Annotated in this window: 28 protein-coding genes; 15 read left to right on the top strand and 13 right to left on the bottom strand. The window is 59.7% G+C overall.

Going from position 1 to position 25,891, the window contains the following annotated elements:
• Positions 1-25 precede the first annotated feature (25 nt).
• The 3 genes from AC1DQM_RS15800 to AC1DQM_RS15790 all read right to left on the bottom strand — a co-directional run bounded on the left by AC1DQM_RS15800 (position 26) and on the right by AC1DQM_RS15790 (position 2,339).
• On the bottom strand, positions 26-928 hold the full coding sequence (locus tag AC1DQM_RS15800; RefSeq protein WP_018927169.1) for an alpha/beta fold hydrolase: 903 nt from the start codon (positions 926-928) through the stop codon (positions 26-28).
• Entirely contained in the window at positions 929-1,711 is a 783-nt protein-coding gene (locus AC1DQM_RS15795; protein WP_477746473.1) for a class II aldolase/adducin family protein, read from the bottom strand.
• A 172-nt stretch (positions 1,712-1,883) separates the two neighbouring features.
• Complete coding sequence (locus AC1DQM_RS15790; RefSeq protein ID WP_477746472.1) at positions 1,884-2,339, bottom strand: flavodoxin; 456 nt, start codon at positions 2,337-2,339, stop codon at positions 1,884-1,886.
• A gap of 103 nt (positions 2,340-2,442) precedes the next feature.
• On the opposite strand from AC1DQM_RS15790, the gene AC1DQM_RS15785 reads away from it, so the two are divergent.
• Together AC1DQM_RS15785 and AC1DQM_RS15780 are read left to right on the top strand one after the other, a co-directional pair.
• Positions 2,443-2,919, top strand: a complete 477-nt coding sequence (locus AC1DQM_RS15785; protein ID WP_018927172.1) for a PAS domain-containing protein — start codon at positions 2,443-2,445, stop codon at positions 2,917-2,919.
• Positions 2,920-2,973: 54 nt separating this feature from the next.
• Complete coding sequence (locus AC1DQM_RS15780) at positions 2,974-3,579, top strand: hypothetical protein (RefSeq protein WP_018927173.1); 606 nt, start codon at positions 2,974-2,976, stop codon at positions 3,577-3,579.
• A 3-nt stretch (positions 3,580-3,582) separates the two neighbouring features.
• Here the strand turns inward: AC1DQM_RS15780 and AC1DQM_RS15775 are convergent, their stop codons facing one another.
• Complete coding sequence (locus tag AC1DQM_RS15775; RefSeq protein WP_477746675.1) at positions 3,583-4,542, bottom strand: MerR family transcriptional regulator; 960 nt, start codon at positions 4,540-4,542, stop codon at positions 3,583-3,585.
• A 202-nt stretch (positions 4,543-4,744) separates the two neighbouring features.
• Here AC1DQM_RS15775 and AC1DQM_RS15770 point away from each other — a divergent pair, with 202 nt between their 5' ends.
• From AC1DQM_RS15770 to AC1DQM_RS15740, 7 genes are all read left to right on the top strand, one after another.
• Entirely contained in the window at positions 4,745-5,314 is a 570-nt protein-coding gene (locus AC1DQM_RS15770; RefSeq protein ID WP_019647675.1) for an antibiotic biosynthesis monooxygenase, read from the top strand.
• Between the two features lie 72 nt (positions 5,315-5,386).
• Positions 5,387-6,097 (top strand): dihydromonapterin reductase, encoded by a 711-nt coding sequence (gene folM / locus AC1DQM_RS15765; RefSeq protein WP_018927176.1) that lies wholly within the window; start codon positions 5,387-5,389, stop codon positions 6,095-6,097.
• Between the two features lie 23 nt (positions 6,098-6,120).
• Positions 6,121-6,696 carry a GTP cyclohydrolase I FolE gene (gene folE / locus AC1DQM_RS15760; RefSeq protein WP_018927177.1) on the top strand — a complete coding sequence of 192 codons (576 nt, stop codon included), beginning with the start codon at positions 6,121-6,123 and terminating at the stop codon, positions 6,694-6,696.
• 2 nt (positions 6,697-6,698) lie between these two features.
• Positions 6,699-7,070, top strand: coding sequence for a dihydroneopterin triphosphate 2'-epimerase (gene folX, locus AC1DQM_RS15755; protein ID WP_007942179.1), 372 nt, complete (start codon positions 6,699-6,701; stop codon positions 7,068-7,070).
• 68 nt (positions 7,071-7,138) lie between these two features.
• Complete coding sequence (locus tag AC1DQM_RS15750; protein WP_018927179.1) at positions 7,139-7,435, top strand: DUF1244 domain-containing protein; 297 nt, start codon at positions 7,139-7,141, stop codon at positions 7,433-7,435.
• Entirely contained in the window at positions 7,428-7,766 is a 339-nt protein-coding gene (locus AC1DQM_RS15745) for a HopJ type III effector protein (protein ID WP_064620271.1), read from the top strand. Before AC1DQM_RS15750 ends, AC1DQM_RS15745 begins: the two co-directional genes overlap by 8 nt.
• A gap of 171 nt (positions 7,767-7,937) precedes the next feature.
• The gene (locus AC1DQM_RS15740) at positions 7,938-9,188 is read left to right on the top strand and encodes a 2-aminoadipate transaminase (RefSeq protein ID WP_018927181.1); all 1,251 of its coding nucleotides are present in this window, start codon (positions 7,938-7,940) and stop codon (positions 9,186-9,188) included.
• Between the two features lie 60 nt (positions 9,189-9,248).
• On the opposite strand, the gene trxB is transcribed toward AC1DQM_RS15740, so the two are convergent.
• Positions 9,249-10,211 (bottom strand): thioredoxin-disulfide reductase, encoded by a 963-nt coding sequence (gene trxB, locus AC1DQM_RS15735; protein ID WP_018927182.1) that lies wholly within the window; start codon positions 10,209-10,211, stop codon positions 9,249-9,251.
• Between the two features lie 314 nt (positions 10,212-10,525).
• Between trxB and cysZ the strand changes: the two genes are divergently transcribed.
• Positions 10,526-11,281 carry a sulfate transporter CysZ gene (gene cysZ, locus AC1DQM_RS15730; RefSeq protein WP_086944709.1) on the top strand — a complete coding sequence of 252 codons (756 nt, stop codon included), beginning with the start codon at positions 10,526-10,528 and terminating at the stop codon, positions 11,279-11,281.
• A 40-nt stretch (positions 11,282-11,321) separates the two neighbouring features.
• A complete protein-coding gene (locus AC1DQM_RS15725) occupies positions 11,322-12,521 on the top strand; it encodes a glycosyltransferase family 4 protein (RefSeq protein WP_305410137.1) in 1,200 nt (399 codons plus the stop codon).
• A 68-nt stretch (positions 12,522-12,589) separates the two neighbouring features.
• Here AC1DQM_RS15725 and AC1DQM_RS15720 read toward each other — a convergent pair whose 3' ends face one another.
• From AC1DQM_RS15720 to AC1DQM_RS15710, 3 genes are all read right to left on the bottom strand, one after another.
• On the bottom strand, positions 12,590-13,693 hold the full coding sequence (locus AC1DQM_RS15720; RefSeq protein WP_111454339.1) for an NADH:flavin oxidoreductase: 1,104 nt from the start codon (positions 13,691-13,693) through the stop codon (positions 12,590-12,592).
• A gap of 189 nt (positions 13,694-13,882) precedes the next feature.
• Positions 13,883-14,365 carry a glutathione peroxidase gene (locus AC1DQM_RS15715; protein ID WP_064620279.1) on the bottom strand — a complete coding sequence of 161 codons (483 nt, stop codon included), beginning with the start codon at positions 14,363-14,365 and terminating at the stop codon, positions 13,883-13,885.
• 124 nt (positions 14,366-14,489) lie between these two features.
• Positions 14,490-14,975, bottom strand: coding sequence for an FKBP-type peptidyl-prolyl cis-trans isomerase (locus AC1DQM_RS15710; RefSeq protein ID WP_064620281.1), 486 nt, complete (start codon positions 14,973-14,975; stop codon positions 14,490-14,492).
• On the opposite strand from AC1DQM_RS15710, the gene AC1DQM_RS15705 reads away from it, so the two are divergent.
• The 3 genes from AC1DQM_RS15705 to AC1DQM_RS15695 are packed head-to-tail and all read left to right on the top strand — an operon-like array spanning position 14,944 to position 18,348.
• Positions 14,944-15,282, top strand: a complete 339-nt coding sequence (locus AC1DQM_RS15705; protein ID WP_064621356.1) for a DUF3565 domain-containing protein — start codon at positions 14,944-14,946, stop codon at positions 15,280-15,282. The two genes, AC1DQM_RS15710 and AC1DQM_RS15705, sit on opposite strands and share 32 nt — an antisense overlap.
• Positions 15,283-15,342: 60 nt before the next feature.
• Complete coding sequence (pta, locus tag AC1DQM_RS15700) at positions 15,343-17,442, top strand: phosphate acetyltransferase (protein ID WP_477746471.1); 2,100 nt, start codon at positions 15,343-15,345, stop codon at positions 17,440-17,442.
• Positions 17,443-18,348, top strand: coding sequence for an acyltransferase (locus tag AC1DQM_RS15695; RefSeq protein WP_477746470.1), 906 nt, complete (start codon positions 17,443-17,445; stop codon positions 18,346-18,348).
• Positions 18,349-18,431: 83 nt separating this feature from the next.
• On the opposite strand, the gene cysN is transcribed toward AC1DQM_RS15695, so the two are convergent.
• The 3 genes from cysN to AC1DQM_RS15680 form a co-directional block, all read right to left on the bottom strand.
• Complete coding sequence (gene cysN / locus AC1DQM_RS15690) at positions 18,432-20,330, bottom strand: sulfate adenylyltransferase subunit CysN (protein ID WP_477746469.1); 1,899 nt, start codon at positions 20,328-20,330, stop codon at positions 18,432-18,434.
• A gap of 9 nt (positions 20,331-20,339) precedes the next feature.
• A complete protein-coding gene (gene cysD, locus AC1DQM_RS15685; protein WP_007941268.1) occupies positions 20,340-21,257 on the bottom strand; it encodes a sulfate adenylyltransferase subunit CysD in 918 nt (305 codons plus the stop codon).
• Positions 21,258-21,403: 146 nt separating this feature from the next.
• On the bottom strand, positions 21,404-22,162 hold the full coding sequence (locus AC1DQM_RS15680) for a Nif3-like dinuclear metal center hexameric protein (RefSeq protein WP_018927191.1): 759 nt from the start codon (positions 22,160-22,162) through the stop codon (positions 21,404-21,406).
• Between the two features lie 102 nt (positions 22,163-22,264).
• On the opposite strand from AC1DQM_RS15680, the gene algW reads away from it, so the two are divergent.
• Complete coding sequence (gene algW / locus AC1DQM_RS15675) at positions 22,265-23,425, top strand: Do family serine endopeptidase AlgW (protein ID WP_018927192.1); 1,161 nt, start codon at positions 22,265-22,267, stop codon at positions 23,423-23,425.
• Between the two features lie 55 nt (positions 23,426-23,480).
• On the opposite strand, the gene hisC is transcribed toward algW, so the two are convergent.
• Both hisC and hisD read right to left on the bottom strand, forming a co-directional pair.
• Complete coding sequence (gene hisC, locus AC1DQM_RS15670) at positions 23,481-24,533, bottom strand: histidinol-phosphate transaminase (RefSeq protein WP_064620289.1); 1,053 nt, start codon at positions 24,531-24,533, stop codon at positions 23,481-23,483.
• A 2-nt stretch (positions 24,534-24,535) separates the two neighbouring features.
• A complete protein-coding gene (gene hisD / locus AC1DQM_RS15665) occupies positions 24,536-25,861 on the bottom strand; it encodes a histidinol dehydrogenase (protein ID WP_018927194.1) in 1,326 nt (441 codons plus the stop codon).
• Between the last annotated feature and the right edge of the window lie 30 nt (positions 25,862-25,891).

Genomic DNA, 25,891 nt, shown 5'->3' with positions numbered 1-25,891 from the left:
GGTGCGCGATAAGGCAGCGGGATAGTCAGGAACACGCCAACTTGAGCGGCGGTGAAATCAACTGATCGCGAAATTCCAGATAGTGCTTGAGCACCTGCGCCGGCGCTTCGATCTGTGGGTAATGGCCGATCTCGGACAGCAGGACAGTGTCCGGGGTGGGAATCAGTTGCCGATAGCGCGCCACCATGTGCGCACCGGAAACCGGATCGACCTCACCATCGATAACGCGCAGCGGCACCTCGCCGCGCTGCATGGCGCTGACCCAACGCTCACGCTGGACCCGCCGCTGCGGGATATAACCGATCAATTTATGCATGATCCGCTGCCCGTGATTGCTATCGACCAGGCTCCAGAAATCATCCAGCTCACTTTCGGTGGGCCGGGTCTGCGGACCGAAAATCTGCTTGAAACTCTTCACCAGAGCGTCACGGGTAAAAGCTAGCCCGATCATCCAGCCCAAGGGGCTTAGCAGGAGTTTTTGCATCAACACCGGGCGATGGGTTTCGGGAAACAACCCGCCATTGAGGAACACGCAACTGGCGATATGAGCGCGTGCTTCGTAGTGCCGGGCCAAGAGCTCCTGGGCCACGCTGTCGCCATAATCGTGTGCCAACACGTGAACGGGTTGCTCGACGTTCAAGTGCGCCAATAACGCTTGTTGCAGATCGGCCTGCTCCAGCAGGCTGTAGTTGTGGTTCACCGGTTTGGCCGAATCGCCGAAGCCAAGCATGTCGCAGGCAATCACCCGATAGCGCTGCGCCAGCGGCTGCCACAGGTAATGCCAGTCCCAACTGGCGGTCGGGAAGCCATGGATCAACAACAGCGGCTCGCCCTGCCCCGCAGCCCAATAGCGGATGGTCTGACCGCGGAAGACGAACGTCTGGCCGCGCTTACGCCAGACACACAGAGGAATTTCGGCGAGTGCCATTTAGAGTTTATAACCCGGGTCTTGTTTATCGAGTTTGCGCAGCAGCGCCGGCCAGGCCAGCGCGCCACCCATCCCTTGAGCACTTTTGGTGACGCCGGCGATCATCGCCTTGGCGCCCGCCAGAATTTGCGGTTCGATGGCGATCAGCTCTGCGCCACCGTTCTGCGCCAGCACCTGAATCTCGCAGGCGCGCTGAAAGGTAAACATCATCAGGAACGTGTCGGCGATGGTGCCGCCACAGGTCAGCAGACCGTGGTTGTGCAGCATCAGAAAGTTGTTTTCACCCAGGTCGGCTTGCAGCCGCGCCTTCTCTTCATGGTTCAGTGCCACGCCTTCGTAGGCGTGATAAGCCAGGCTGGACAAGACGAACAATGACTGCTGACTAATCGGCAAAATGCCCTGTTTCTGCGCCGATACCGCCACCCCCGCCGCCGTGTGGGTATGCAGCACACACACGACGTCATGCCGGACTTCATGCACCGCGCTGTGGATGGTGTAACCCGCCTGGTTGATCTCGTAGGGGCTGTCCATCAATTTGTTGCCGGCCTGATCGACCTTGACCAGGCTCGACGCGGTGATTTCATGGAACATCATCCCGAACGGGTTGATCAGGAAGTCTTCAGTGCCTGGCACCTTGGCTGAAATGTGCGTGAAGATCAGATCGTCCCAGCCGTGGAGGGCGACCAGACGATAACAGGCCGCCAGGTCGACGCGGGTCTGCCACTCGGCGGCACTGACTTTATCCTGGAGACTGTGTGGCGACTGGATGGGGGTTACGCTCACGGCAAGGATCTCTTTTTATTGTTCTGGGTTCTTAATGTTCACTGACGTTACAGCAGTCTAGTCAGCCCCCGGAGATCGGCTAGTTGCATTGGCAGCCAGCTTGGTGGCCGAGCGAGTCAGTGCGCGGGGGAGCCTGGATCCATGTCAGAACACTGCCGCCAATAAAAGCCGGTCAGCCCCGCAGAGCGCTGACCAGGTCCGCCAGCCAAGGCTCGGCGTCGGTTTCCGGCGTTACCGTTTCACTGGCGTCCAGACGCAACATCGGCAGCACTTCATGCACGCCCAGTTCGCCGAACAACTCACGCATTTGCTCACCGCCACCGCAGAACGTATCGCCGTAACTCGAGTCGCCCAACCCGATAACGGCACCCGGCAAGCCACGCCAGGCGGCGGGCAATTGATCGCGGATCATCGAATACAATGGTTGCAGGTTGTCCGGCAACTCACCCATGCCGGTGGTCGAAGTCACCGCCAGAAATGCTTCCGGGGCAAAGGCCTGAACATCGGCAAGTGTCGCGCGCGGGTTGTGCCAGGTTTCGAAACCGGCGGCGTTCAATAGACTTGCGGCGTGGCGGGCGACTTCTTCAGCCGTGCCGTACACCGAGCCGGAAAGGATGGCGACTTTCATCAATCTGATCCTGAAGCTGAGTAAAAGGCCAAGATATTAACAGCACAGCCCTCATTGATCTTTTAGAATGCAGCGTACCAATCAATACGCAAAGGACTCTGCGATGATCAATGCCTCACTGCTGCAAATGGTGATCGACGCGTCCAACGACGGCATCGTGATTGCCGAAAAGGAAGGCGAACAGGACAACATCCTGATTTACGTAAACCCGGCGTTCGAACGCCTGACGGGCTATACCAGTGAAGAAATCCTCTATCAGGATTGCCGTTTTTTGCAGGCAGGAGACCGGGATCAGCCCGCCCTCGCATTGATTCGCCAGGCGTTGGGCAATGGCGGTTCCTGCCGGGAAATTCTCAGGAATTACCGCAAGGACGGCACCCCGTTCTGGAACGAACTGTCGCTTTCCACGGTAAAAAACCCGCACGACGGACAAACCTATTTTGTCGGTGTGCAGAAAGACGTCACGGTTCAGGTCAGGGCACAGCAGCGAGTTGCACAGCTGGAAGCGCAATTGGCCGAGGTACAGGCAGAACTTGCTGATCTCAAGTCGACGAACGGATCAAACCAATCTGCGAATTAGTGGTCATTCACTACAATCACCGATGACTTTGTAATTATTTCTTTCGAGCAAATCATGCAGCGCGACGCACTCCTGACCCAGGATGAGCTGGACTTTATCCAGACCATGCAACACAACCCGCAACTCAATGTGCGGGATGCGACGTCGAGTTTGCTGGTCAATGGCGGCTCGCAGATCCGTGATTTGCTCACACGCCTGGCCGCACATGAGCAAGTCACCATCCAGGCCACTTTTGAAAATCAGCAAATGACCTTCCCGCTGCACCTGGTGGAAGATGAGTTTCACGCAATGCATCTACGCCTGGGTGTCCCCAGTATTTATGAAGACGGGCCAATGATTCGGCCATGGCGCCTGGCGCTCGAAGAGCCAGTGGCGCTGGAAAATGCCAAGGGGCAACCCGGCACGATGTGGGTGCACGAAATATCGTTCAAAGGGGTTTTGCTGGAAGTTCGCAACAAGACCAAAGCGCCAAAGCACTTCGCGCTGTGGTTCAGCCCGTCAGGCTATGAGCGGATTGCGTTGCGCGGCACCCTGGAGCGTGAGACCGAGCAAGGTTTCTACGCCTACGAGCTGAGCCAGAGTGACAAGGACGAAACCGAGCGTCTGCGTCAGTACATCCTTCAGCAACATCGCCTGACCCATCCTGCTTTGCATATTTGAATCTCAGGTATCCAGGTTTCCCGCCAGGAACTGTTTCAGACGCTGGCGCATCAACCCCCCCTCGTTTCCAAGGCAACCCACCGACGACCCGGCCAGACTTTCTTGCGCCAGGTCGGACGCATCTCCGGCCAGAAACAGCTGACAATCCAGGCCCATGGCCAGACGGTTCAAACGTCGAGGCAGTTCGGCAGCCGGCGCGTGATTGGAAATCAGCACCAGCGCCCTGGGCTTGATCTTCTCACAGACCAGGATCAACTCATCAAAGGGCTGCCCGATCGCCAACAACTGAATAGCCGAATCGATGCTGCTCAGATAGAGCGCCGTGACCAACACTTCGAGTTCACGACATTGGTCGGCCAAGGCGCAGACCATCACTCGTCGCGGCTGCATGACACGCACCAGCAGCAGGCGTTGCAATACTCGAGACCGCAGAAAGCCATCCAGAAAAAGCCACTCGCTGGTCTGACCGAACGCATCTTGGCGTTGTAGCAATAGCTTCCAGATCGGAATCAGGATGTCCTGGAACACAACTGTCAGCGGATAACTGGAAAAGATCTGACCGTAGACGTGTTCCAGCTGAACTTCGTCAAAAACACTCACTGCCGCCTTGACCTGCTGCTGCCATTGGCTGTAGTCGGCTTGAACGAGCTCGTCGGGAATGATCCGCTCCAGCACCTGGAGCGGTTCGGTCTTGGCCAGTATTTTGCCAACCTTGCTTACCGCGACACCGCGCTCGATCCAGCCGAGGATGCTGCGGACACGCTCGATATCGGTCATCGAATACAAGCGGTGCCCGCTTTCGGTGCGGGTGGGCTGTATCAGCCCGTAGCGTCGCTCCCAGGCTCGGAGCGTGACCGGGTTGACCCCTGTCATCCGCGCGACCTCACGAATCGGGAACAGCTCCTCTCGAATCAGGGAGGTAATGGGGGGCAAGCCAGGCGCAATGTCGGTCAGCACAGGGATTTTGGATCCATATTAGTATTTTGATACATTTTTACTCTCATACCCCAGTGATATTCAACACGTCGTTGAACTAATTGGAACGAAAGTTCCAGACACAATCAGGAATAATCCTTGCTTGTCCCAAGACGCAGCCCACTACCCCGGCGCTGTGCCTGGCGAAACTCCTATCCGGAGCGACGCGTTTGCCTTACGGAGATACACAATGTCTACTTCACCCGTCACGCTGATGGTTGCGCGTCGTGTCGCCGATGGGCGTTATCAGGACCTGATGGCCTGGTTACGCGAAGGCGAGCAACTGGCCACCGACTTCCCCGGCTATCTCGGTTCTGGCGTGCTCGCTCCGCCGCCCGAGGATGACGAATTCCAGATTATTTTCCGCTTCGCCGACGAGCAGACCCTGCACGCCTGGGAGCATTCCGCGTCGCGTACCGCTTGGCTGGGACGCGGCAGCAATCTGTTTGCCCATCCTTCGGAGCATCGGGTCAGTGGCATCGATGGCTGGTTCGGTGCGGTAGGGCAACGCCCGCCACGCTGGAAGCAGGCCGTGGCGATCTGGCTGGCGTTCTTTCCGGTGTCCCTGCTGTTCAACTTTGTGCTGGGACCGTTATTGGCTGAAACGGGATTGCTGGCCCGGGTGTTCGTCAGCACCCTGTGCCTGACACCACTGATGGTTTATTTCTTCATTCCATTGTCGACCCATCTGTTGGCCGGCTGGCTGAACACCGCACCGCAACAACCGTTGCCCGCAACGCCTACTACCCAAAATCAGTAACTCTTGCAGGAGCGTAGGTGCACGACTCTCGTCGCTGGTATAGTTTTGCTCTAACCGCGACGCGAGCCGTTCATGACCTCTTCCGCAGCCCCCATCCTCATCACCGGTGCCGGCCAGCGTGTCGGCCTGCACTGTGCGCAGCGTTTGCTCGAAGACGGCCATCCGGTCATTTTCAGCTACCGCAGCGAACGCCCCGGCGTAAAGACCCTGCGCGATCTGGGAGCAACAGCGGTGTTCGCGGACTTTTCCAGCGAGGCCGGGATTCTCGCGTTCATCGGTGAATTGAAGAACCACACCGACAGCCTGCGGGCGATAGTCCACAACGCCTCCGAATGGCTGGCCGAAACCCCGGGCGCCGAAGCCAATGCCTTCACCCGCATGTTCAGTGTGCACATGCTGGCGCCCTACCTGATCAACCTGCACTGTGCCGATTTACTCAGACGCTCAAGCCCCGCCGACATCGTGCACATCAGCGATGACGTGACCCGAAAGGGCAGCAGCAAGCACATCGGCTACTGCGCCAGCAAAGCCGGGCTCGACAGCCTGACCCTGTCCTTTGCCGCCAAGTACGCGCCAGATATCAAGGTCAACGGTATCGCGCCAGCCCTGCTACTGTTCAATCCCGACGACGACGCGGCGTACCGCGCCAGGGTCCTGGCCAAATCCGCACTGGGCATCGAGCCCGGCAGCGAAGTGATCTACCAGAGCCTGCGCTATTTGCTCGACAACCCTTATGTCACCGGCACGACCCTGACCGTCAATGGCGGACGGCACGTCAAATAAGCCGCCCCCGCGAGGATGTCCCCATGACGTTATCCCTGCCCCACAGCGCCCTGTCCCAGAGCTATCGCGAGATCCTTATCGGCCTGGGTGAAAACCCCGACCGCGAAGGGCTGCAAGACACCCCGTTGCGCGCCGCCAAGGCCATGCAATACCTGTGTCACGGTTACGAACAGAGCGTCGAAGAGATCGTCAACGGCGCACTGTTCGCCTCCGACAACGATGAAATGATCATTGTCGACAACATCGAGTTGTACTCGCTGTGTGAACATCACATGTTGCCCTTCATCGGCAAGGCGCATGTGGCTTATATTCCAACGGGCAAGGTGCTGGGCCTGTCGAAGATTGCACGGCTTGTGGATATGTTCGCCCGCCGCCTGCAAATCCAGGAGAACCTCACCCGGCAAATCGCCGAGGCCGTGCAGCAAGTGACCGATGCCGCCGGTGTCGCGGTGGTCATCGAAGCCCAGCACATGTGCATGATGATGCGCGGCGTCGAGAAACAGAATTCGACCATGAACACCTCGGTGATGCTCGGTGCCTTCCGCGAGTCGAGCAACACCCGCCAGGAGTTCCTGCAATTGATTGGACGGAGCAAGTAGCAATGCCACAACTTCAACCAGGAATGGCACGCATCCGGGTCAAGGACCTGTGTTTGCGAACTTTCATCGGGATCAACGAGGACGAAATCCTCAACAAGCAGGATGTGCTGATCAACCTGACCATCCTGTATGCCGCCCAGGACGCCGTGCGTGACAACGACATCGATCACGCGCTGAACTACCGCACCATCACCAAGGCGATCATTGCCCACGTGGAAGGCAATCGCTTTGCCCTGCTCGAGCGCCTGACCCAGGAGCTGCTGGACCTGATCATGGCCAACGAGTCGGTACTGTATGCCGAAGTCGAAGTCGACAAGCCCCACGCCCTGCGCTTCGCCGAGTCGGTGTCGATTACCCTGGCCGCAAGCCGCTGACCGCGTCTGGCGCATCGCTCGCCAGGCTTTTATCATCCGCGCCACGATTTGATTGCACAGAGCCCATCATGAACGATCAACAACGCCTGGAACTTGAAGCCGCCGCCTTTCGCCGGCTGGTTGCCCACCTGGACAGCCGCAAGGACGTGCAGAACATCGACCTGATGAACCTCTCGGGTTTCTGCCGCAACTGCCTGTCCAAGTGGTACAAGGCCGCCGCCGACGAACGCCAGATCGACGTCAGCCTCGATGAAGCCCGCGAAGTGGTTTACGGCATGCCGTACGCCGAGTGGAAAGCCCAATACCAGAAAGAAGCCAGCGCCGACCAACAAGCGGCGTTCGCCAAAGGAAAACCCAATGAGTGATTTGAACACCCTGCGCGCCAGCCTCAAGAGTGGCGAACACGTTTTCGCCGACACCCTGGCGTTCATTGCCGCCGGTTATGACTACCAGCCCCAGGCTTTCAACAACGGTGGCGTGGAAAACGCAGCCGGGCAGAACGAAGGCTCGTGCAAGACCCTGGGCCTGGCGCTGCTGGAAAGTCTGAGCGATGAAGAAGCGCTGTTGGCGTTTGGCGAGCATTATCGTTCGGTGGTAGCCACGCCCGAAGGCAGCGACCACGGCAATATCCGGGCGCTGATTGCCCATGGCTTGGCGGGTGTGAAGTTCGCTCAGCAGCCACTGACTCGTCGCTAAACCTGTGGCGAGGGAGCTTGCTCCCTCGCCTCAGATTATGCGTCGCCATCGATCGGTATCAGGGCACATCCCGACTTTTAAGATTGACCCGGCAACTTTATTTCGTTTGCCGGACACCTCTGCTCGCGGCTTAGATAAAAAGAAGCATCCCTTCTTCAGAGTCAGCCATCCATGCGCAGCGAAACCATCAGTCAGTCGATTTCCATTGTTCACCCCATCAGTCTCAGCCACGGCAAAAATGCCGAAGTCTGGGACACCGATGGCAAGCGCTACATCGACTTTGTCGGGGGAATCGGCGTACTGAACCTCGGCCATTGCCATCCGCGCATCGTCGAGGCCATTCGTGAACAAGCCACCCGCCTGACCCACTACGCGTTCAACGCGGCTCCCCATGTGCCTTACATCGAACTCATGGATCGCCTGGCCGCGTTTATTCCAGTGGATTACCCGGTCAGCGGCATGCTCACCAACAGCGGCGCGGAAGCGGCGGAAAACGCCCTGAAGATCGTCCGCGGCGCCACCGGCCGCACCGCGATCATTGCCTTTGACGGCGCCTTCCACGGCCGCACGCTGGCCACTCTCAACCTCAACGGCAAGGTCGCGCCTTACAAGCAGAAAGTCGGCGTGCTGCCGGGGCCGGTGTACCACCTGCCCTTCCCCAGCAAAGACAATGACGTGACCTGCGCCGAGGCCCTGAAGGCGATGGATCGGCTGTTCAGCGTCGAGATCGACGTGAATGACGTGGCCTGTTTTATCGTCGAACCGGTACAGGGCGAAGGCGGGTTTCTGGCGATGGATGTGGAATTCGCCCAGGCGCTGCGGCGTTTCTGTGATGACAAAGGCATTTTGCTGATTGCCGATGAAATCCAGTCCGGCTTCGGCCGCACCGGCCAGCGGTTTGCGTTTTCGCGACTGGGCATTGAGCCGGACCTGATCCTGCTGGGTAAAAGCATTGCCGGTGGCGTGCCGCTGGGTGCGGTTGTCGGGCGCAAGTCGCTAGTCGACAACTTGCCCAAGGGCGGATTGGGCGGCACCTACTCAGGCAATCCCATCGCCTGCGCCGCCGCGCTGGCGACCCTGGACGAAATGAGTGATGCACATCTGCATGCCTGGGGCACGCAGCAGGAAGAAGCGATTGTCAGCCGCTACGAAGCCTGGCGGGCACGCGGACTGTCACCGTATCTGGGCCGTTTGACCGGCGTGGGTGCGATGCGCGGCATCGAACTGATCAATGCCGACGGCACACCGGCTTCGGCGCAATTGACACAACTGCTGGCGCTGGCCCGAGACTCGGGCTTGCTGCTGATGCCCAGCGGCAAGTCGCGCCACATCATTCGGCTGCTCGCGCCATTGACCACTGAGGCCGCCGTGCTGGAAGAAGGGCTGGATATTCTTGAGGCGTGCCTGGCGAAATTGTCCTGAGGCAGAATCGTCTGCCCACAAAAAAACCGGCCAAGGCCGGTTTTTTTGTTTTCTACGGAATCAGAACGAAACGTTCTGCAGGCCGTCGAGGTAACGCTCGGTGTCCAGTGCCGCCATGCAGCCGGCGCCGGCCGAGGTGATGGCTTGACGATAAACGTGGTCGGCCACGTCACCGGCAGCAAAGATACCTTCGACGCTGGTGGCAGTGGCGTTGCCGTCACGGCCGCCCTGTACAACCAGGTAGCCGTCTTTCAACGTCAGCTGACCTTCGAACAACGACGTGTTCGGGGTGTGGCCGATGGCGATGAACACGCCGTCGACTTTGATTTCGTCGAAGCTGCCATCGTTGTTCTTCAGGCGAGCACCGGTCACGCCCATGTTGTCGCCCAACACTTCGTCCAGGGTCGCGTTCAGCTTCAGGATGATCTTGCCTTCGGCAACCCGGGCATTGAGCTTGTCGATCAGGATCTTCTCGGCGCGGAACGTTTCGCGACGGTGAATCAGGGTCACGGTGCTGGCGATGTTGGCCAGGTACAGCGCTTCTTCAACTGCGGTATTACCACCACCGACCACAGCCACTGGCTTGTTGCGATAGAAGAAACCGTCACAGGTCGCGCAGGCCGAAACGCCTTTGCCCATGAACGTTTCTTCCGACGGCAGGCCCAGGTAACGAGCGCTGGCACCGGTAGCAATGATCAGGGCGTCGCAGGTGTAAGTCGCGCTGTCGCCAATCAGGGTGTACGGCTTGGCAGCGAAGTCCACGGCATTGATGTGATCAAACACGATCTCGGTTTCAAAACGCTCGGCGTGCTCTTTCATCCGTTCCATCAGCGCCGGGCCGGTCAGGCCGTGGACGTCGCCCGGCCAGTTGTCGACTTCGGTGGTGGTGGTCAGTTGACCGCCAGCTTGCATGCCGGTGATCAGCAGTGGCTTGAGGTTGGCACGGGCCGCATAGACAGCGGCGCTGTAACCGGCAGGGCCGGAACCGAGAATAATCACTCGCGAATGACGGACTTCAGACATGACCTGCTCCTGTTGACCGGCCCGAAACACTGGGCGCGGAACGCCGGATTGCCGGCGGGAATAAAAAAGGACCGCTGAAAGCACTTGGGGAAGGCTTGGGCTCGACAGTCCTGTAAAAGAATGGGTGCAGCGTATCGAGGGGGCGAAGATTAAGGAAATACGGTTTAACAATCCAGCTCATAGGCGGTCTCTATTCCGTTGCAGTGAATGTATAGACGCCTTTGTTACAGTTAATGTCGATGCCGCTACCGCGCTTTCGCACCTCAGGCAAAGCCGGTAAGGTCGGCGCGTTTCCCTCTTGTTCGGAGCACGTTATGCCCGCCCCCGTTCTGTCCGGCCCGCAATACCTGCGCGAAGGCCTCAATCTGGTCCTGAGCCCAAGTCTGCGTCTGTTCGTGTTGCTGCCGCTGGCGATCAACCTGGTGCTGTTCGTCGGATTGATCTATCTGGCCGGTCATCAGTTCAGCCTATGGGTCGATACGCTGATGCCGTCCCTGCCCGATTGGCTGAGTTTCCTCAGCTATATCCTCTGGCCGCTATTCGTGGTGTTGGTGGTGTTGATGGTGTTCTTCACCTTCACAATGCTCGCCAACGTTATTGCCGCACCGTTCAACGGCTTCCTCGCGGAGAAAGTCGAAGTGGTGGTACGCGGCACCGACGATTTCCCGACCTTCAGCTGGGGCGAACTGATCGCCATGATCCCCCGTACCCTGACCCGGGAAATGCGCAAGCTCGGCTACTTCCTGCCAAGGGCCATCGGGCTGTTCATCCTCTCCTTCATCCCCGTGGTGAACATCATTGCCGCACCGCTGTGGCTGCTGTTCGGGGTGTGGATGATGGCGATCCAATACATCGACTACCCGGCGGACAACCACAAGCTGGGCTGGAACGAGATGCTCGCCTGGCTGCGCAAGAAGCGCTGGCAGAGCATGAGTTTTGGCGGGATCGTTTATCTGGTGCTGCTGATTCCGGTGGTGAACATTTTGATGATGCCGGCGGCCGTGGCTGGTGCGACGCTGTTCTGGGTGCGTGAGCGTGGCGCGGAGAATCTGGTGGCGGAACGCAGTTAATCGCGTCATATATCCATCATCCCACCGTCACAATGACGACATGGCCTCAGCCGACACTGAGGTCATGACGACAGCTCTGCATATCACTCTGATCACCGAAACCTTCCCCCCGGAAATCAACGGCGTGGCCAATACCCTTGGTCGCTTGTTCGACGGTTTGCGCGCGCGCGGGCATCAGGTCGAGTTGGTACGGCCACGTCAGGGCGGCGACCCGCTGATGGGCAGCAATGATGAGTTGCTGCTGTGTCGGGGCTGGCCGCTGCCGGGTTATCCCGGCCTGCAATGGGGCCAGTCGTCGATGCACAAGCTGCTGCGGCGCTGGAAGCGCCATCGCCCGGACGTGTTGTACATCGCCACCGAAGGACCGCTGGGGTTGTCGGCGTTACGCGCGGCACGGCGTTTGGGGATTTCGGTGGTCAGCGGCTTCCATACCAATTTTCAGCAGTATTCCAGCCAGTATGGGCTCGGGTTGCTGACGCGCTTGCTGACCCACTACCTGCGCTGGTTTCACAATCGCTCGACCCTGACCCTGGTGCCCAGCGCCAGCCAGCGACTGGAGCTGGAGCGGCGCAGTTTCGAGCGTCTGGCGTTACTCTCTCGAGGCGTCGACAGCCAGTTGTTTCATCCGGTCAAACGACTGAAACCGCTGCGTGAGCAATGGGGACTGGCCGAGGATGACATCGCCTTCATCCACGTAGGACGCCTGGCCCAGGAGAAGAATCTTGGCCTGCTCAAGCGCAGTTTCGACGCGCTGAAAACCACTTATCCACAGCGCAACATGAAATTGATTGTGGTCGGTGACGGTCCGCAACGATCGGCGCTGGAAAAGGAATTGCCCGAGGCGATTTTTTGCGGCTCACAACGCGGCGAAGCGCTGGCCAGTCACTATGCCTCGGGGGATGTGTTTCTGTTTCCGAGCCTGACCGAAACCTTCGGCAATGTGGTACTTGAGGCATTGGCCTCAGGGCTGGGGGTGGTGGCGTACGATCAGGCTGCGGCGGCTCAGCATATTCGCCATGGCTACAACGGCGTATTGGCCATGCCCGGGGATGAACAGGCGTTCTGCGATGCGGCACGTTGGCTGCTGGAGGAGCGCGAAACCTTGCGCTGCATGCGGCTCAATGCCCGCCAGCATGCAAGCCGTCAGGGCTGGGCGGCGATTATCGAGCAGTTCGAGGGGCAGTTGCGGGGGGCTTGCGCGCAGGAACAAGTTCTATCCGATGCGGCGTTGTTACCTTAAAAGCTTCGCGGGCAAGCCTCGCCCTTGGAGCGAGGCTTGCCCGCGATATAGGCCTTTCCTGACGCCGCTTAAACCAGCGTCATTAACGCATCACGGCTGAACGGCAGGATGTCCTGCTCACGACCGTCACGCACTTTCTGCGCCCAGTCCGGGTCCACCAACAGCGCACGACCCACCGCCACCAGGTCGAACTCATCGTTATTCAACCGCTCCAGCAGTTTTTCCAGGCTGGCCGGCTGTGCGATCTTGTCGGTGTTGACCATGAATTGCAGGAACTCGCCATCCAGGCCGACGCTGCCAACGGTGATGGTCGGCTTGCCGGTGAGCTTGCGGGTCCAGCCGGCCAGGTTCAGTTCGGAACCGTCGAACTCCGGCTCCCAGAAACGGCGTGTCGAGCAGTGGAAAATATCCACGCCGGCATCGGACAACGGCTTGAGAAATTCGCCCAACGCCTCTGGCGTCTGCACCAGACGCGCGGTGTAGTCCTGCTGCTTCCACTGGGAAAAACGGAAGATGATCGGGAATCCCTCGCCGACTGCTGCACGCACCGCCTGAATCAATTCGATGGCGAAGCGCGAACGGTTGGCCAGGCTGCCACCGTATTCGTCGGTGCGCTGGTTGCTGCCTTCCCAGAAGAACTGGTCCACCAGATAACCATGGGCACCGTGGATTTCCACGCCGTCCATGCCGATGCTCTGGGCGTCTTTGGCGGCTTGGGCGAACGCAGCGATCACCTCCTGGATATCCTGCTGGGTCATGCCGTGAACCACGACCTGTCCGTCTTTCAGTTTTTCCGACGGACCATAACCCGGCACGCTGGCATCCGGCTCGGTGCCGATACGGCGCACGCTGCCCACATGCCACAGCTGCGGAACGATCTTGCCGCCTTCGGCATGCACTGCATCGACGACTTTTTTCCAGCCGGCCAGTGCGGCTTCACCGTAGAAGTGCGGCACGTTCGGGTAACCGTTGGAGGCCTTGTGACCGACCGTGGTGCCTTCGGTGATGATCAGGCCAACTCCGGCGGCAGCGCGGCGACGGTAGTATTCAATCACTTTGGAGTTGGGCACGCCGCCCGGCGAAAACGAGCGGGTCATCGGTGCCATGACGACGCGGGTCGGCAGTTCGAGAGCGCCGAGGTGAAAAGGCTTGAACAGGGCTTTGACAGGCATTGGACGCTCCACGGGACATAGGCTTTATGACGGCGATAATATGGAGGGCGCCCTGCCTTGAACAGCACTATTGATTTGAGTGATTAAGGATTAGAAACGAAAAGATCGCAGCCTTCGGCAGCTTCTACAGAGGAATGTGAATACCTGTAGCTGCCGAAGGCTGCGATCTTTTGATCTTGATCTGCGCTTTTAACTCAGAGCTTTTTCAATCGCCTGGATAACAGAAGGATCATCCGGCGCCGTACGCGGCGAGAACCGCGCCAATACGCGACCGTCCTTGCCCAACAGGAATTTTTCGAAGTTCCAGGTGATGTCGCCCGGAAACTCCGCACCCTCGCCCGCCAGCAGGCGGTACAGCTGATGACGTTCGTGACCGTTGACTTCCAGCTTGCTGGACAACGGAAAGGTCACGCCATAGTTGAGGCTGCAGAACGCCTGGATTTCCTGCTCTGTGCCCGGTTCCTGCCCGGCAAACTGGTTGCACGGCAAGCCCAGCACGCTGAAACCCTTGCCCTTGTATTGCTGGTAGAGGTTTTCCAGAGCAGCGTACTGTGGGGTCAAGCCACATTTGGAGGCGACGTTGACCACCAGCACGACGTGCCCTTTGAAGGGCGCCAGAGGTAACTCCTGGCCATCCAAAGCTTTCAATGTAAGGTCGTGAAAAGCACTCATGACGGACTCCAAATTTCCCGTGTTCTTCTCGAAACAGCCACTTGGTCATGTCGCCAAGGACAGCCGCGGACTAAAAAGGCGCCCTCGGGCGCCTCTCCAGTTCTCGAAAGCTTAGCGCAGAAAATCAGTGGTGATGGCCACCTTCGCCATGGACGTGACCATGAGCGATTTCTTCCTGGCTGGCATCACGGATGGCAACGATCTTGACCTGGAAATTCAGGCGCTGACCGGCCAGCGGGTGGTTGCCGTCGACGGTGACATCGTCGCCGTCCAGATCGCGAATGGTGACGATCTGCATCTGGCCGTCCGGAGCGGAAGCGTGGAATTGCATGCCCACTTCCAGTTCGTCGACGCCTTCGAACATGCTGCGACTCAGGGTGCTGACCAGTTCGGCAGCGTATTCGCCGTAGGCATCTTCAGGTTCTACGGAGACTTTCAGTTCATCACCGACTGCTTTGCCTTCCAGCGCCTTTTCCAGGCCCGGGATGATGTTACCTGCGCCTTGCAGGTAGACCAGCGGCGCGCCGCCGGCGGAGCTGTCGATGACCTCACCAGCGTCGTTGGTCAGGGTATAGTCGATGGAGACAGCCTTATTGGCGGCGATCAGCATGGGGCGAGACCTTTTGCATAAGAAAGATGAATGTCCAAGTTTAGCGAAGCAATCGCCCGAAAGCGAACACAACCCAGACAAACGGGGTGCAATGAAAGCCTCGACCATTACAGGTTTTCATCAGGACGAGGACGGGCACTGGGTGGCCGAGCTGTCCTGCGGCCATACCCAACACCTGCGGCACCAGCCGCCGTGGCAATCCCGGGCCTGGGTGCTGGACCCTGCGCTGCGCAATGAAAAAATAGGCCAGCCCTTTGATTGCGGTTGGTGCGCACAAGGCTCGGTTAGCGATAACCTTGACCACTGAATATCGGTAGAACGCCAGCCATAGGCGTTCACCATTGCCATGCACCCTTAGAGAATCCGCATGCAAACTTTTTTTATCGCGCCCACCGATTTTGGTGTGGGTCTGACCTCCATCAGCCTCGGGCTGGTGCGTACCCTTGAGCGGGCCGGCCTCAAAGTCGGCTTTTTCAAACCGATTGCCCAACCGCACCCGGGCGACACCGGCCCTGAACGCTCCACCGAACTGGTGGCCCGCACCCACGGTTTGAAACCGCCTCAGCCGCTGGGCCTGGCCCATGTCGAGCGGATGCTCGGCGACGGTCAGCTGGACGAATTGCTCGAAGAAATCATCACCCTTTACCAGCAAGCCGCTATCGGCAAGGACGTGCTGATTGTCGAAGGCATGGTCCCGACCCGCAGCGCCAGCTACGCCGCGCGGGTCAACTTGCACTTGGCCAAGAGCCTCGACGCCGACGTGATTCTGGTTTCGGCGCCGGAAAACGAAGTGCTGACCGAATTGTCCGGCCGGGTGGAATTGCAGGCGCAATTGTTCGGCGGGCCGAAGGACCCGAAAGTGCTGGGCGTGATCCTCAACAAGGTCAAGACCGACGAAAGCATGGACGTCTTCGCCTCGCGCCTGAGAGAGCACTCGCCGTTGCTGCGCAGTGGCGACTTCCGTCTGCTCGGCTGCATCCCGTTTCAACCGGAGCTGAACGCGCCGCGCACCCGTGACGTGGCCGAGCTGATGGACGCTCAGGTGCTCAATGCCGGTGACTACGAAACCCGGCGCATGACCAAAATCATCATTTGCGCCCGCACCGTGCGCAACACCGTGGAGCTGCTCAAGCCCGGCGTGCTGGTGGTGACCCCCGGCGATCGCGACGACATCATCCTCGCGGTCAGCCTCGCGGCGATGAACGGCGTGCCCCTGGCCGGCCTGCTGCTGACCAGCGACACCCTGCCCGACCCACGCATCATGGAGCTGTGCCGTGGCGCCTTGCAGGCCGGTCTGCCGGTGTTGTCGGTAAGTACCGGTTCCTACGACACCGCCAACCAGTTGAACGGTTTGAACAAGGAAATCCCGATCGACGACCGCGAGCGCGCGGAGATCATCACCGATTTCGTCGCCAGCCACCTCGACGCCAACTGGCTGCACCAACGCTGCGGCACGCCGCGGGAAATGCGCCTGTCGCCCGCGGTGTTCCGCTATCAACTGATCCAGCGCGCCCAGGCCGCCAACAAGCGCATCGTGTTGCCCGAGGGCAGCGAGCCGTTGACCGTGCAGGCCGCCGCGATCTGCCAGGCCCGGGGCATTGCCCGTTGTGTATTGCTGGCCAAACCGGCAGACGTCGAGGCGGTCGCCCGCGCCCAAGGCATCGAGTTGCCACCGGGGCTGGAAATCCTCGACCCGGACCTGATTCGCGAGCGTTATGTCGAGCCGATGGTTGCGCTGCGCAAGACCAAAAGCCTCAACGCGCCGATGGCCGAGCAGCAACTGGAAGACACCGTGGTGATCGGCACCATGATGCTGGCGCTGGATGAAGTCGACGGGCTGGTGTCCGGGGTCATTCACTCCACCGCCAACACCATCCGCCCGGCCCTGCAACTGATCAAGACCGCGCCGGGTTGCACCCTGGTGTCGTCGGTGTTCTTCATGCTGTTCCCCGAAGAAGTGCTGGTCTACGGCGACTGCGTGATGAACCCGCACCCGAGCGCCAGCGAACTGGCCGAGATCGCCTTGCAAAGCGCCGATTCGGCAGCGGCGTTCGGCATCACTCCGCGAGTGGCGATGATCAGCTACTCCAGCGGTGAATCGGCCAGTGGCGAAGAAGTCGAGAAGGTTCGCGAGGCCACCTTGCTCGCCCACGAACAGCAACACTCACTGCTGATCGACGGCCCGTTGCAATACGACGCCGCCGCTAACGAAACCGTGGCCCGGCAACTGGCGCCGAACAGTCAGGTGGCCGGTCGTGCGACGGTGTTTGTGTTCCCCGACCTGAACACCGGCAATACCACCCACAAAGCCGTGCAACGCAGCGCCGACTGTGTCAGCCTCGGGCCAATGCTGCAAGGCCTGCGCAAACCGGTGAACGACCTGCCGCGTGGCGCGCAAGTCGACGACATCGTGTACACCATCGCGTTGACCGCGATTCAAGCGGCCAACCGACCTATGGATATTTAAATGCTGGATTTTCTACCTGCACCCGTGCGCGGCGTGATCGCCTCGCTGCTGTTGGCGCTGAATACGATTCTGCTCTGCTCGTTTCTGTTCTGTGTGGCGCTGTTCAAAGTGTTGCCGTTCGCCCTCACCCAACGTTTCGCGCGCTGGCTGATGAGTCATACCCACGAAGCGTGGATCAGTAACAACAAGGGCTGGATGAATCTGGTTTGCCGCACACGCTGGCACCTCAGCGGTTTGCAAGACCTGGACTATCGGCACTCCTATCTGATCACCAGCAACCACCAGAGCTGGGTCGACATCATGGTGTTGCAGTACGTGCTCAACCGTCGCATCCGCCCGCTGAAGTTCTTCCTCAAACAGGAACTGATCTGGGTGCCGGTGATTGGCCTGGCGTGGTGGGCGTTGGGTTTTCCGTTCATGAAGCGTTACTCCAAGGCCTATCTGGAAAAGCATCCGCAGAAGAAGGGCAAAGACCTGGAGACCACCCGCAAGACTTGCGACAAGTTCCGCAATAACCCGGTGGGGATTTTCAACTTCGTCGAAGGCACACGCTTTACCGAGGGCAAACACGCCCAGCAGAGTTCACCGTTCCGCTACCTGCTGAAGCCGAAAGCGGGCGGCATTGCCTTTGTGCTGGATGCCATGGGCGACCAGCTGGAAGCCATCGTCAACGTGACCATCCACTACCCGGCCGGGCGTCCAGGCTATTGGGATTTGCTCTGCGGTCATGTGAAAGACGTGGTGGTGCACTTTCAGGAGTTGAAGATTCCACCGCAGTTCGTTGGCAAGAACTACGACCAGGACGGGGTGTATCGCCTGGAGTTTCAGGGCTGGATCAATCAGTTGTGGAATGACAAGGATGCGCTGTTGGGACAAATGCACCGGGAGTATCCAGTGAATTCTTGAGGTGCCCGCGAAGGTGTCCTCCCGGACACAAAAAAGCCCGCAGATGATCACTCATCTGCGGGCTTTTTGTTTTCAGCTAATGCTTAGATCGCGCCACGCTTGCGCAGCAGATCCAGCACTTGCTTGACGCTTTCTTCCAGCGACAGCGACTGGGTGTCGATCACCAGATCGGCATCCAGCGGCACGTCGTACGGGAAGGATTCGCCCGGGATGTTGTCGCCACCCGCCGCGTACAGACCTTGCGGATCACGCTCGGCGCAGACCGTCGGCGAGGCCTGGACGTAGACCGTCAGCAGACGCTCCTTGCCGATCAGGTCCTTGGCCTGCTCACGACCTTCGGCACTCGGGGCAACAAACGCCGCCAGTGTCAGCAAGCCCGCTTCGTTGAACTGACGCGCAACGTGCGCCGCACGACGCCAATTCTCGGTACGCCCGGCACGATCATTCGGCAGACCTTTGTTCAGGTCGTGACGCAGGTTCTGGCCATCGAGTACAAAGACTGCGCGGCCCATGTCGAACAGCTTGCGTTCAACCGCATAGGCCAGAGTGCTTTTGCCAGCGCCCGACAGGCCGCTGAACAACACGGTGGCCGGTTGCTGACCGAAGCGCTGGGCGCGTTCTTCGGTGGCTACATGGGCCAGTTTGCCGTGGTGAGAGCTGCTGCCATGCGCCAGCGGCTGAGCGATGATCATGCCGGCCGCGACCGTGCCGTTGGTCAAACGGTCGATGACGATGAACGAACCCGTGGTGCGGTTGCTGTCGTAACCGTCCAGCGCAATGGCCGCGTCGAGGCTGATCTTGACCCGACCGATCTCGTTCAGCTGCAACGAGCTGGCAGGGCCTTCGGCCAAGGTGTTCACGTCCACGCGATTGACGATGCTGGTGATCGAGCCCGGCACGTAAGTCGTGGCGCGCTTGATGTCGTACTTCTTGCCCGGCAGCATCGGCTCTTCGGCCATCCACACCAGCATGGCGTCGAAGGCGTCGGTCACTTGCGGCTGGTTATCGGCGTGCACCAGCAAGTCGCCACGGGAAATGTCGATCTCGTCTTCCATGGTCAGCGTCACCGCTTGACCAGGGCCTGCATGCTCCAGCTCACCTTCGAAGGTGACAATGGATTTCACGCGGCTGCTCTTGCCCGACGGCAACACAACGACTTCGTCGCCCTTGTGCACGATGCCGCTGGCCAGGGTGCCGGCGAAACCACGGAAGTTCAGGTTCGGACGGTTGACGTACTGCACCGGGAAACGCAGGTCGGTGTAGTTGCGGTCGCTGGCGATTTCGACGGTTTCAAGGATTTCCATCAGCGACTGGCCGGTGTACCACGGCGAGCGCTCGGACTTGTTCACCACGTTGTCGCCCTTGAGCGCGGACATCGGCACGAACGCCATGGTGCTCGGCTTGAACGCGATGCCTTCGGCGAACTTCAGGTAATCGGCCTTGATCGACTCAAATACGCTTTCGTCGAAGCCGTTGAGGTCCATCTTGTTGATGGCGACCACGATGTGCTTGATGCCCAGCAACGAGGCGATAAAGCTGTGGCGACGGGTCTGGGTCTGCACGCCGTAACGGGCGTCGACCAGGATGATCGCCAGGTCACAGGTGGATGCACCGGTGGCCATGTTGCGGGTGTACTGCTCATGGCCGGGGGTATCGGCGATGATGAATTTGCGCTTGGCGGTAGAGAAATAGCGGTAGGCGACATCAATGGTGATGCCCTGCTCACGCTCGGCCTGCAAGCCGTCGACCAGCAACGCCAGGTCGATGTCTTCGCCGGTGGTGCCGACTTTTTTCGAGTCGCGGGTAATGGCTTCCAGGTGATCTTCGTAGATCATTTTGGAGTCGTGCAGCAGGCGCCCGATCAGGGTGCTCTTGCCGTCGTCGACGTTGCCACAAGTCAGAAAGCGCAGCATTTCCTTGCGTTCATGCTGGCCCAGGTAGGCGAGGATGTCCTCGCTGATCAAATCAGATGCGTGCGACATGACAACCCCTTAGAAATAACCCTGACGTTTCTTTTCTTCCATGGAACCGGCGCCATCGTGATCGATGACTCGGCCCTGGCGTTCGGAAGTTCGCGTCAGGAGCATTTCCTGAATGATGTCGGTCAGGCTGGTGGCCTCGGACTCGACAGCACCGGTCAACGGGTAGTCGCCCAGTGTACGGAAACGGACCTTCTTCTTGACGATGCGCGCCTTGTCTTCGTCGCTCAGGTGATTGAGCAGGCGTTCGTCGTCGATCATGATCCAGGTGCCGTTCATCTCGATGACATCACGTTCGGCTGCGAAATACAGCGGCACGATCGGGATGCCTTCCAGGTAGATGTACTGCCAGATGTCCAGTTCGGTCCAGTTCGACAACGGGAATACGCGGATCGATTCACCCTTGTTGACCTTGCCGTTGTAGACGTTCCACAGCTCCGGGCGCTGGTTTTTCGGGTCCCAGCGGTGCTTGCTGTCACGGAAGGAATACACGCGCTCTTTGGCACGGGACTTCTCTTCGTCACGACGGGCGCCACCGAATGCGGCGTCGAAGCCGTACTTGTCGAGGGCCTGCTTGAGGCCTTCGGTCTTCATGATGTCGGTGTGCTTGGCACTGCCGTGGGTCAGCGGGTTGATACCCTGCGCAACACCCTCGGGGTTGACGTGTACCAGCAGGTCCAGGCCGAGCTCTTCGACCATGCGGTCGCGGAACGCGTACATTTCCTTGAACTTCCACTGGGTGTCGACGTGCATCACCGGAAACGGAAGTTTGCCCGGGAAGAATGCCTTGCGCGCAAGGTGCAGCATCACGGCGGAGTCTTTACCGACGGAGTACAGCATCACCGGGTTATCGAACTCGGCGGCGACCTCGCGGATGATGTGGATGCTTTCGGCCTCCAGCTGTTTCAGATGCGTCAGTTTGTCGACCATGGCTACTCACGAAAACGATCTTATGGACGGCCTGCGGGCCGTGTTCGAGCGGGGAATCCTAGCACAGCGCCCTCTTCTAATCAGGACGGCGGCTAGATCGAAAGGGTATATGAATATACCCCCTCGTTTGGGCTCCAGCCCTGTAGTCAAATCGGGTTCGGGCAATCGATGAAGATGTGCTCGAGGGCGAAACGTCGCGCCAGGTAATCACCCAAAGCCTGCACACCGTAACGCTCGGTGGCATGGTGGCCGGCGGCGATGAAACTGATGTCGTTTTCCCGGGCGCTGTGGAACGTCTGCTCGGATGCCTCGCCGCTGAGGTACAGATCGACACCGGCCAACACCGCCTGGTCAATGTAACCCTGGCCGCCACCGGTGCACCAGCCGACCCGACGAATCATCTCGCTGCCTTCGATCAGTAACGGCTCGCGCCCCATGACTTCCTGTACCCGACGGGCGAAATCGCGGGGGGTCATCGGTTCGCTCAACGAGCCGACCAGGCCGACGATTTTCAAGTTGTCCGGATCCAGCGGGCCTTCGACGGTAATGTCCAATTGCCGGGCAAGCTGTACGTTGTTGCCGACTTCAGGGTGCAGGTCCAGCGGCAAGTGATAGGACAGCAGGCTGATGTCGTGCTTGAGCAGGGTTTTCAACCGGCGCTGCTTCATGCCGGTGATGCACGGGTTCTCGCCTTTCCAGAAATAGCCGTGATGCACCAGCACCAGATCGGCCTGGGCCTCCACCGCGGCGTCCAGCAACGCCTGGCTGGCGGTGACACCGCTGACGATGCGCATTACTTGCGGCCGGCCTTCGACCTGCAAGCCGTTGGGGCAGTAATCGGCAATCTTCGCACTTGCCAGGTAACGGTCGGCTTCTTCGACCAGGGTGCTCAGGGCGACGGCCATAAAAGACTCCTAAATATCCCGTTCAGAGGCGCGCGCGGCCTCGTATAATGCGCGACATTATGGGCGGTCTCATACCGCCTGCAACCTCTCAGGACGTGCTTAATGCTCAAGGCGCTGCGTTTTTCCGGCTGGCCGCTATTGGCCGGCGTGCTTGTCGCTCTACTGATTATTCAGCGTTACCCGCAGTGGGTCGGGCTGCCAAGCCTCGACGTCAATCTGCAACAAGCCCCGCAAACCCTTGGTGTGCAGCAGGGCCCGGTGTCCTATGCCGATGCGGTGACCACGGCTGCGCCGTCGGTGGTCAACCTTTACACCACCAAAGTGGTCAACAAACCCAGCCATCCGCTGTTTGAAGACCCGCAGTTCCGCCGCTTCTTCGGCGACAACTCGCCCAAGCAGAAGCGCATGGAGTCGAGCCTCGGTTCGGGCGTGATCATGAGCCCGGAAGGTTACCTGCTGACCAACAACCACGTGACCAGCGGTGCCGACCAGATCGTGGTGGCCCTCAAGGATGGTCGTGAAACCCTGGCCCGGGTCATCGGCAGCGACCCGGAAACCGACCTCGCGGTATTGAAGATTGACCTGAAAAACCTGCCGTCGATCACCGTCGGCCGTTCTGACAACCTGCGCATCGGTGACGTGGCCCTGGCCATCGGCAACCCGTTCGGCGTCGGCCAGACCGTGACCATGGGGATCATCAGTGCCACCGGGCGCAATCAGTTGGGCCTGAACAACTACGAAGACTTCATCCAGACCGACGCCGCGATCAACCCCGGCAACTCCGGCGGTGCACTGGTGGACGCCAACGGCAACCTGACCGGCATCAACACGGCAATCTTCTCCAAGTCCGGTGGCTCGCAAGGCATCGGCTTCGCGATCCCGGTCAAACTGGCGATGGAGGTGATGAAGTCGATCATCGAGCACGGCCAGGTGATTCGCGGCTGGCTCGGCATCGAAGTGCAACCGTTGAGTCAGGAACTGGCGGAATCGTTTGGCCTGTCGGGACGCCCGGGAATTGTGGTCGCGGGGATTTTCCGTGACGGCCCGGCGCAAAAGGCCGGCCTGCAATTGGGCGACGTGATCCTCAGCATCGACGGTGAACCGGCTGGCGATGGTCGCAAGTCAATGAACCAGGTGGCGCGCATCAAACCGACCGACAAGGTCACGATTCAGGTGATGCGCAACGGTAAAGAACTCAAGCTCACCGCAGAAATCGGTCTGCGTCCGCCGCCGGCGCCGATCCAGGAAAAAGAAGAAGAGTAAGCGGGACCCTGTGGGAACGAGCCGCACCGCTCGCTCCCACAGGAACAGTTTTGGTCTAGAGGTCGCCGAGGCCGTCGATCAGTGCCAGATTCTGCTCCGGCGTGCCGATGGAAATCCGCAGGAACTGGGCAATCCGCTCTTGCTTGAAGTGCCGAACAATCACGCCCTGTTCGCGCAACTTCGCCGCCAGCCCCGCAGCATCGTGCTTCGGATGACGGGCGAAAATGAAGTTCGCCGCCGACGGCAACACTTCAAACCCTTTCGCTTCCAGTTGCGCGACCACTTGCTCCCGACTCTCGATGACCAACCGGCAAGTCTTGTCGAAATACTCGCGATCTTCGAACGCCGCTGCAGCCCCCACAATCGCCAGACGATCCAGCGGGTAGGAGTTGAAGCTGTTCTTGATCCGCTCCAGTGCCTCGATCAGATCCGGGTGCCCCACGGCCAGACCAACCCGCAGGCCGGCCAGGGAACGGGACTTGGACAGGGTCTGCGTCACCAACAGGTTCGGATAACGGTCCACCAGCGTGATCGCCGTTTCACCGCCGAAGTCGACGTAAGCCTCATCCACCACGACCACCGAATCCGGGCTGGCCTTGAGGATTTGCTCAACAGCGTCCAGCGCCAACAGGCAACCGGTCGGCGCATTCGGGTTCGGGAAGATGATCCCGCCGTTCGGCTTGGCATAGTCCGCCGGATTGATCTGGAACTGCTCGTCCAGCGCAACCGCATCGAACTTGATGCCATACAACCCGCAGTAAACCGGGTAGAAGCTGTAGCTGATGTCCGGGAACAGCAGCGGCTTATCGTGTTGCAACAAACCATGAAAGATGTGCGCCAGGACTTCATCGGAACCGTTACCGAGGAACACCTGATTGCCCTGCACGCCGTAGTACTTGGCAACGGCTTGCTTGAGCAGGTCGCTGTTCGGGTCCGGGTACAGACGCAGGTTGTCGTTCAGTTCGGTTTGCATCGCCGCCAGGGCTTTTGGCGATGGACCGTACGGGTTTTCGTTGGTGTTGAGCTTCACCAGTTTGGCCAGTTTCGGCTGCTCGCCCGGCACATAAGGCACCAGATTCTTGACGAACGGGCTCCAGAATTTACTCATGTTCAGTTCCCCTGCTTGTCATCAAGAATGCGGTATTCAGCACTGCGGGCGTGAGCGCTCAGCGATTCGCCACGGGCCAATACGGAGGCGGTCTTGCCCAGTTCGGAGGCACCCTGCTCGGAGCAGAAGATGATCGACGAACGTTTCTGGAAGTCGTAAACACCCAGCGGCGAGGAGAAGCGCGCAGTGCCGGAGGTCGGCAATACGTGGTTCGGACCTGCGCAGTAGTCGCCCAGGGCTTCGGAAGTGTGGCGGCCCATGAAGATCGCGCCGGCGTGACGGATCTGCGGCAGCCAGGCCTGTGGATCGGCGACCGACAGTTCCAGGTGCTCTGGGGCAATGCGGTTGGCCACTTCGATGGCCTGTTCCATGTCGCGAACCTTGATCAGCGCACCACGGCCATTGATCGAGGTTTCGATGATCTCGGCGCGCTCCATGGTTGGCAGCAGTTTGGCGATGCTTGCCGCGACCTTGTCGAGGAACTCGGCGTCCGGGCTGACCAGAATCGCCTGGGCGTCTTCGTCGTGCTCGGCCTGGGAGAACAGGTCCATGGCGATCCAGTCCGGATCGGTCTGGCCGTCGCACACCACCAGAATCTCCGACGGACCGGCGATCATGTCGATGCCGACCTGGCCGAACACGTGGCGCTTGGCGGTGGCGACATAGATGTTGCCCGGGCCAACCACTTTGTCGACCTTCGGCACGCTTTCGGTGCCGTAAGCCAGCGCCGCAACTGCCTGCGCGCCGCCGATGGTGAACACCCGGTCGACGCCGGCGATGCAGGCTGCGGCCAGCACCAGTTCGTTGACTTCACCGCGCGGGGTCGGCACGACCATGACCACTTCGGTCACGCCCGCCACCTTGGCCGGAATCGCGTTCATCAGCACCGAGGACGGGTAGGACGCCTTGCCGCCCGGCACGTACAGACCGGCGCGATCCAGTGGCGTGACCTTCTGGCCCAGCACCGTGCCATCGGCTTCGGTGTAGCTCCAGGAGTCCTGTTTCTGCTTTTCGTGGTAGCTGCGCACACGGGTCGCGGCTTTTTCCAGGGCTTCGCGCTGAGGCACGGTGATGCGGGTCAATGCCAGTTCCAGGCGTTCGCGCGGCAGGATCAAGTCCGCCATGGACGCCACTTGCAGGCCATCGAACTTCTGGGTGAACTCGACCACCGCCGCATCGCCACGCTCGCGCACGGCCTTGATGATGTCCAGCACCCGCTGATTGACCGAGTCGTCAGACACACTTTCCCAGCTCAGCAGATGATCCAGATGATGTGCGAAATCCGGGTCAGCAGCGTTGAGTCGGCGAATTGCAGTCGGTGCGGTCATAGCGAGAGCCTCATAGGATTGGCAAAAACT

This window comes from Pseudomonas sp. 01L34 (assembly GCF_056400265.1).
This window is presented reverse-complemented; position numbering and strand designations above follow the sequence as displayed.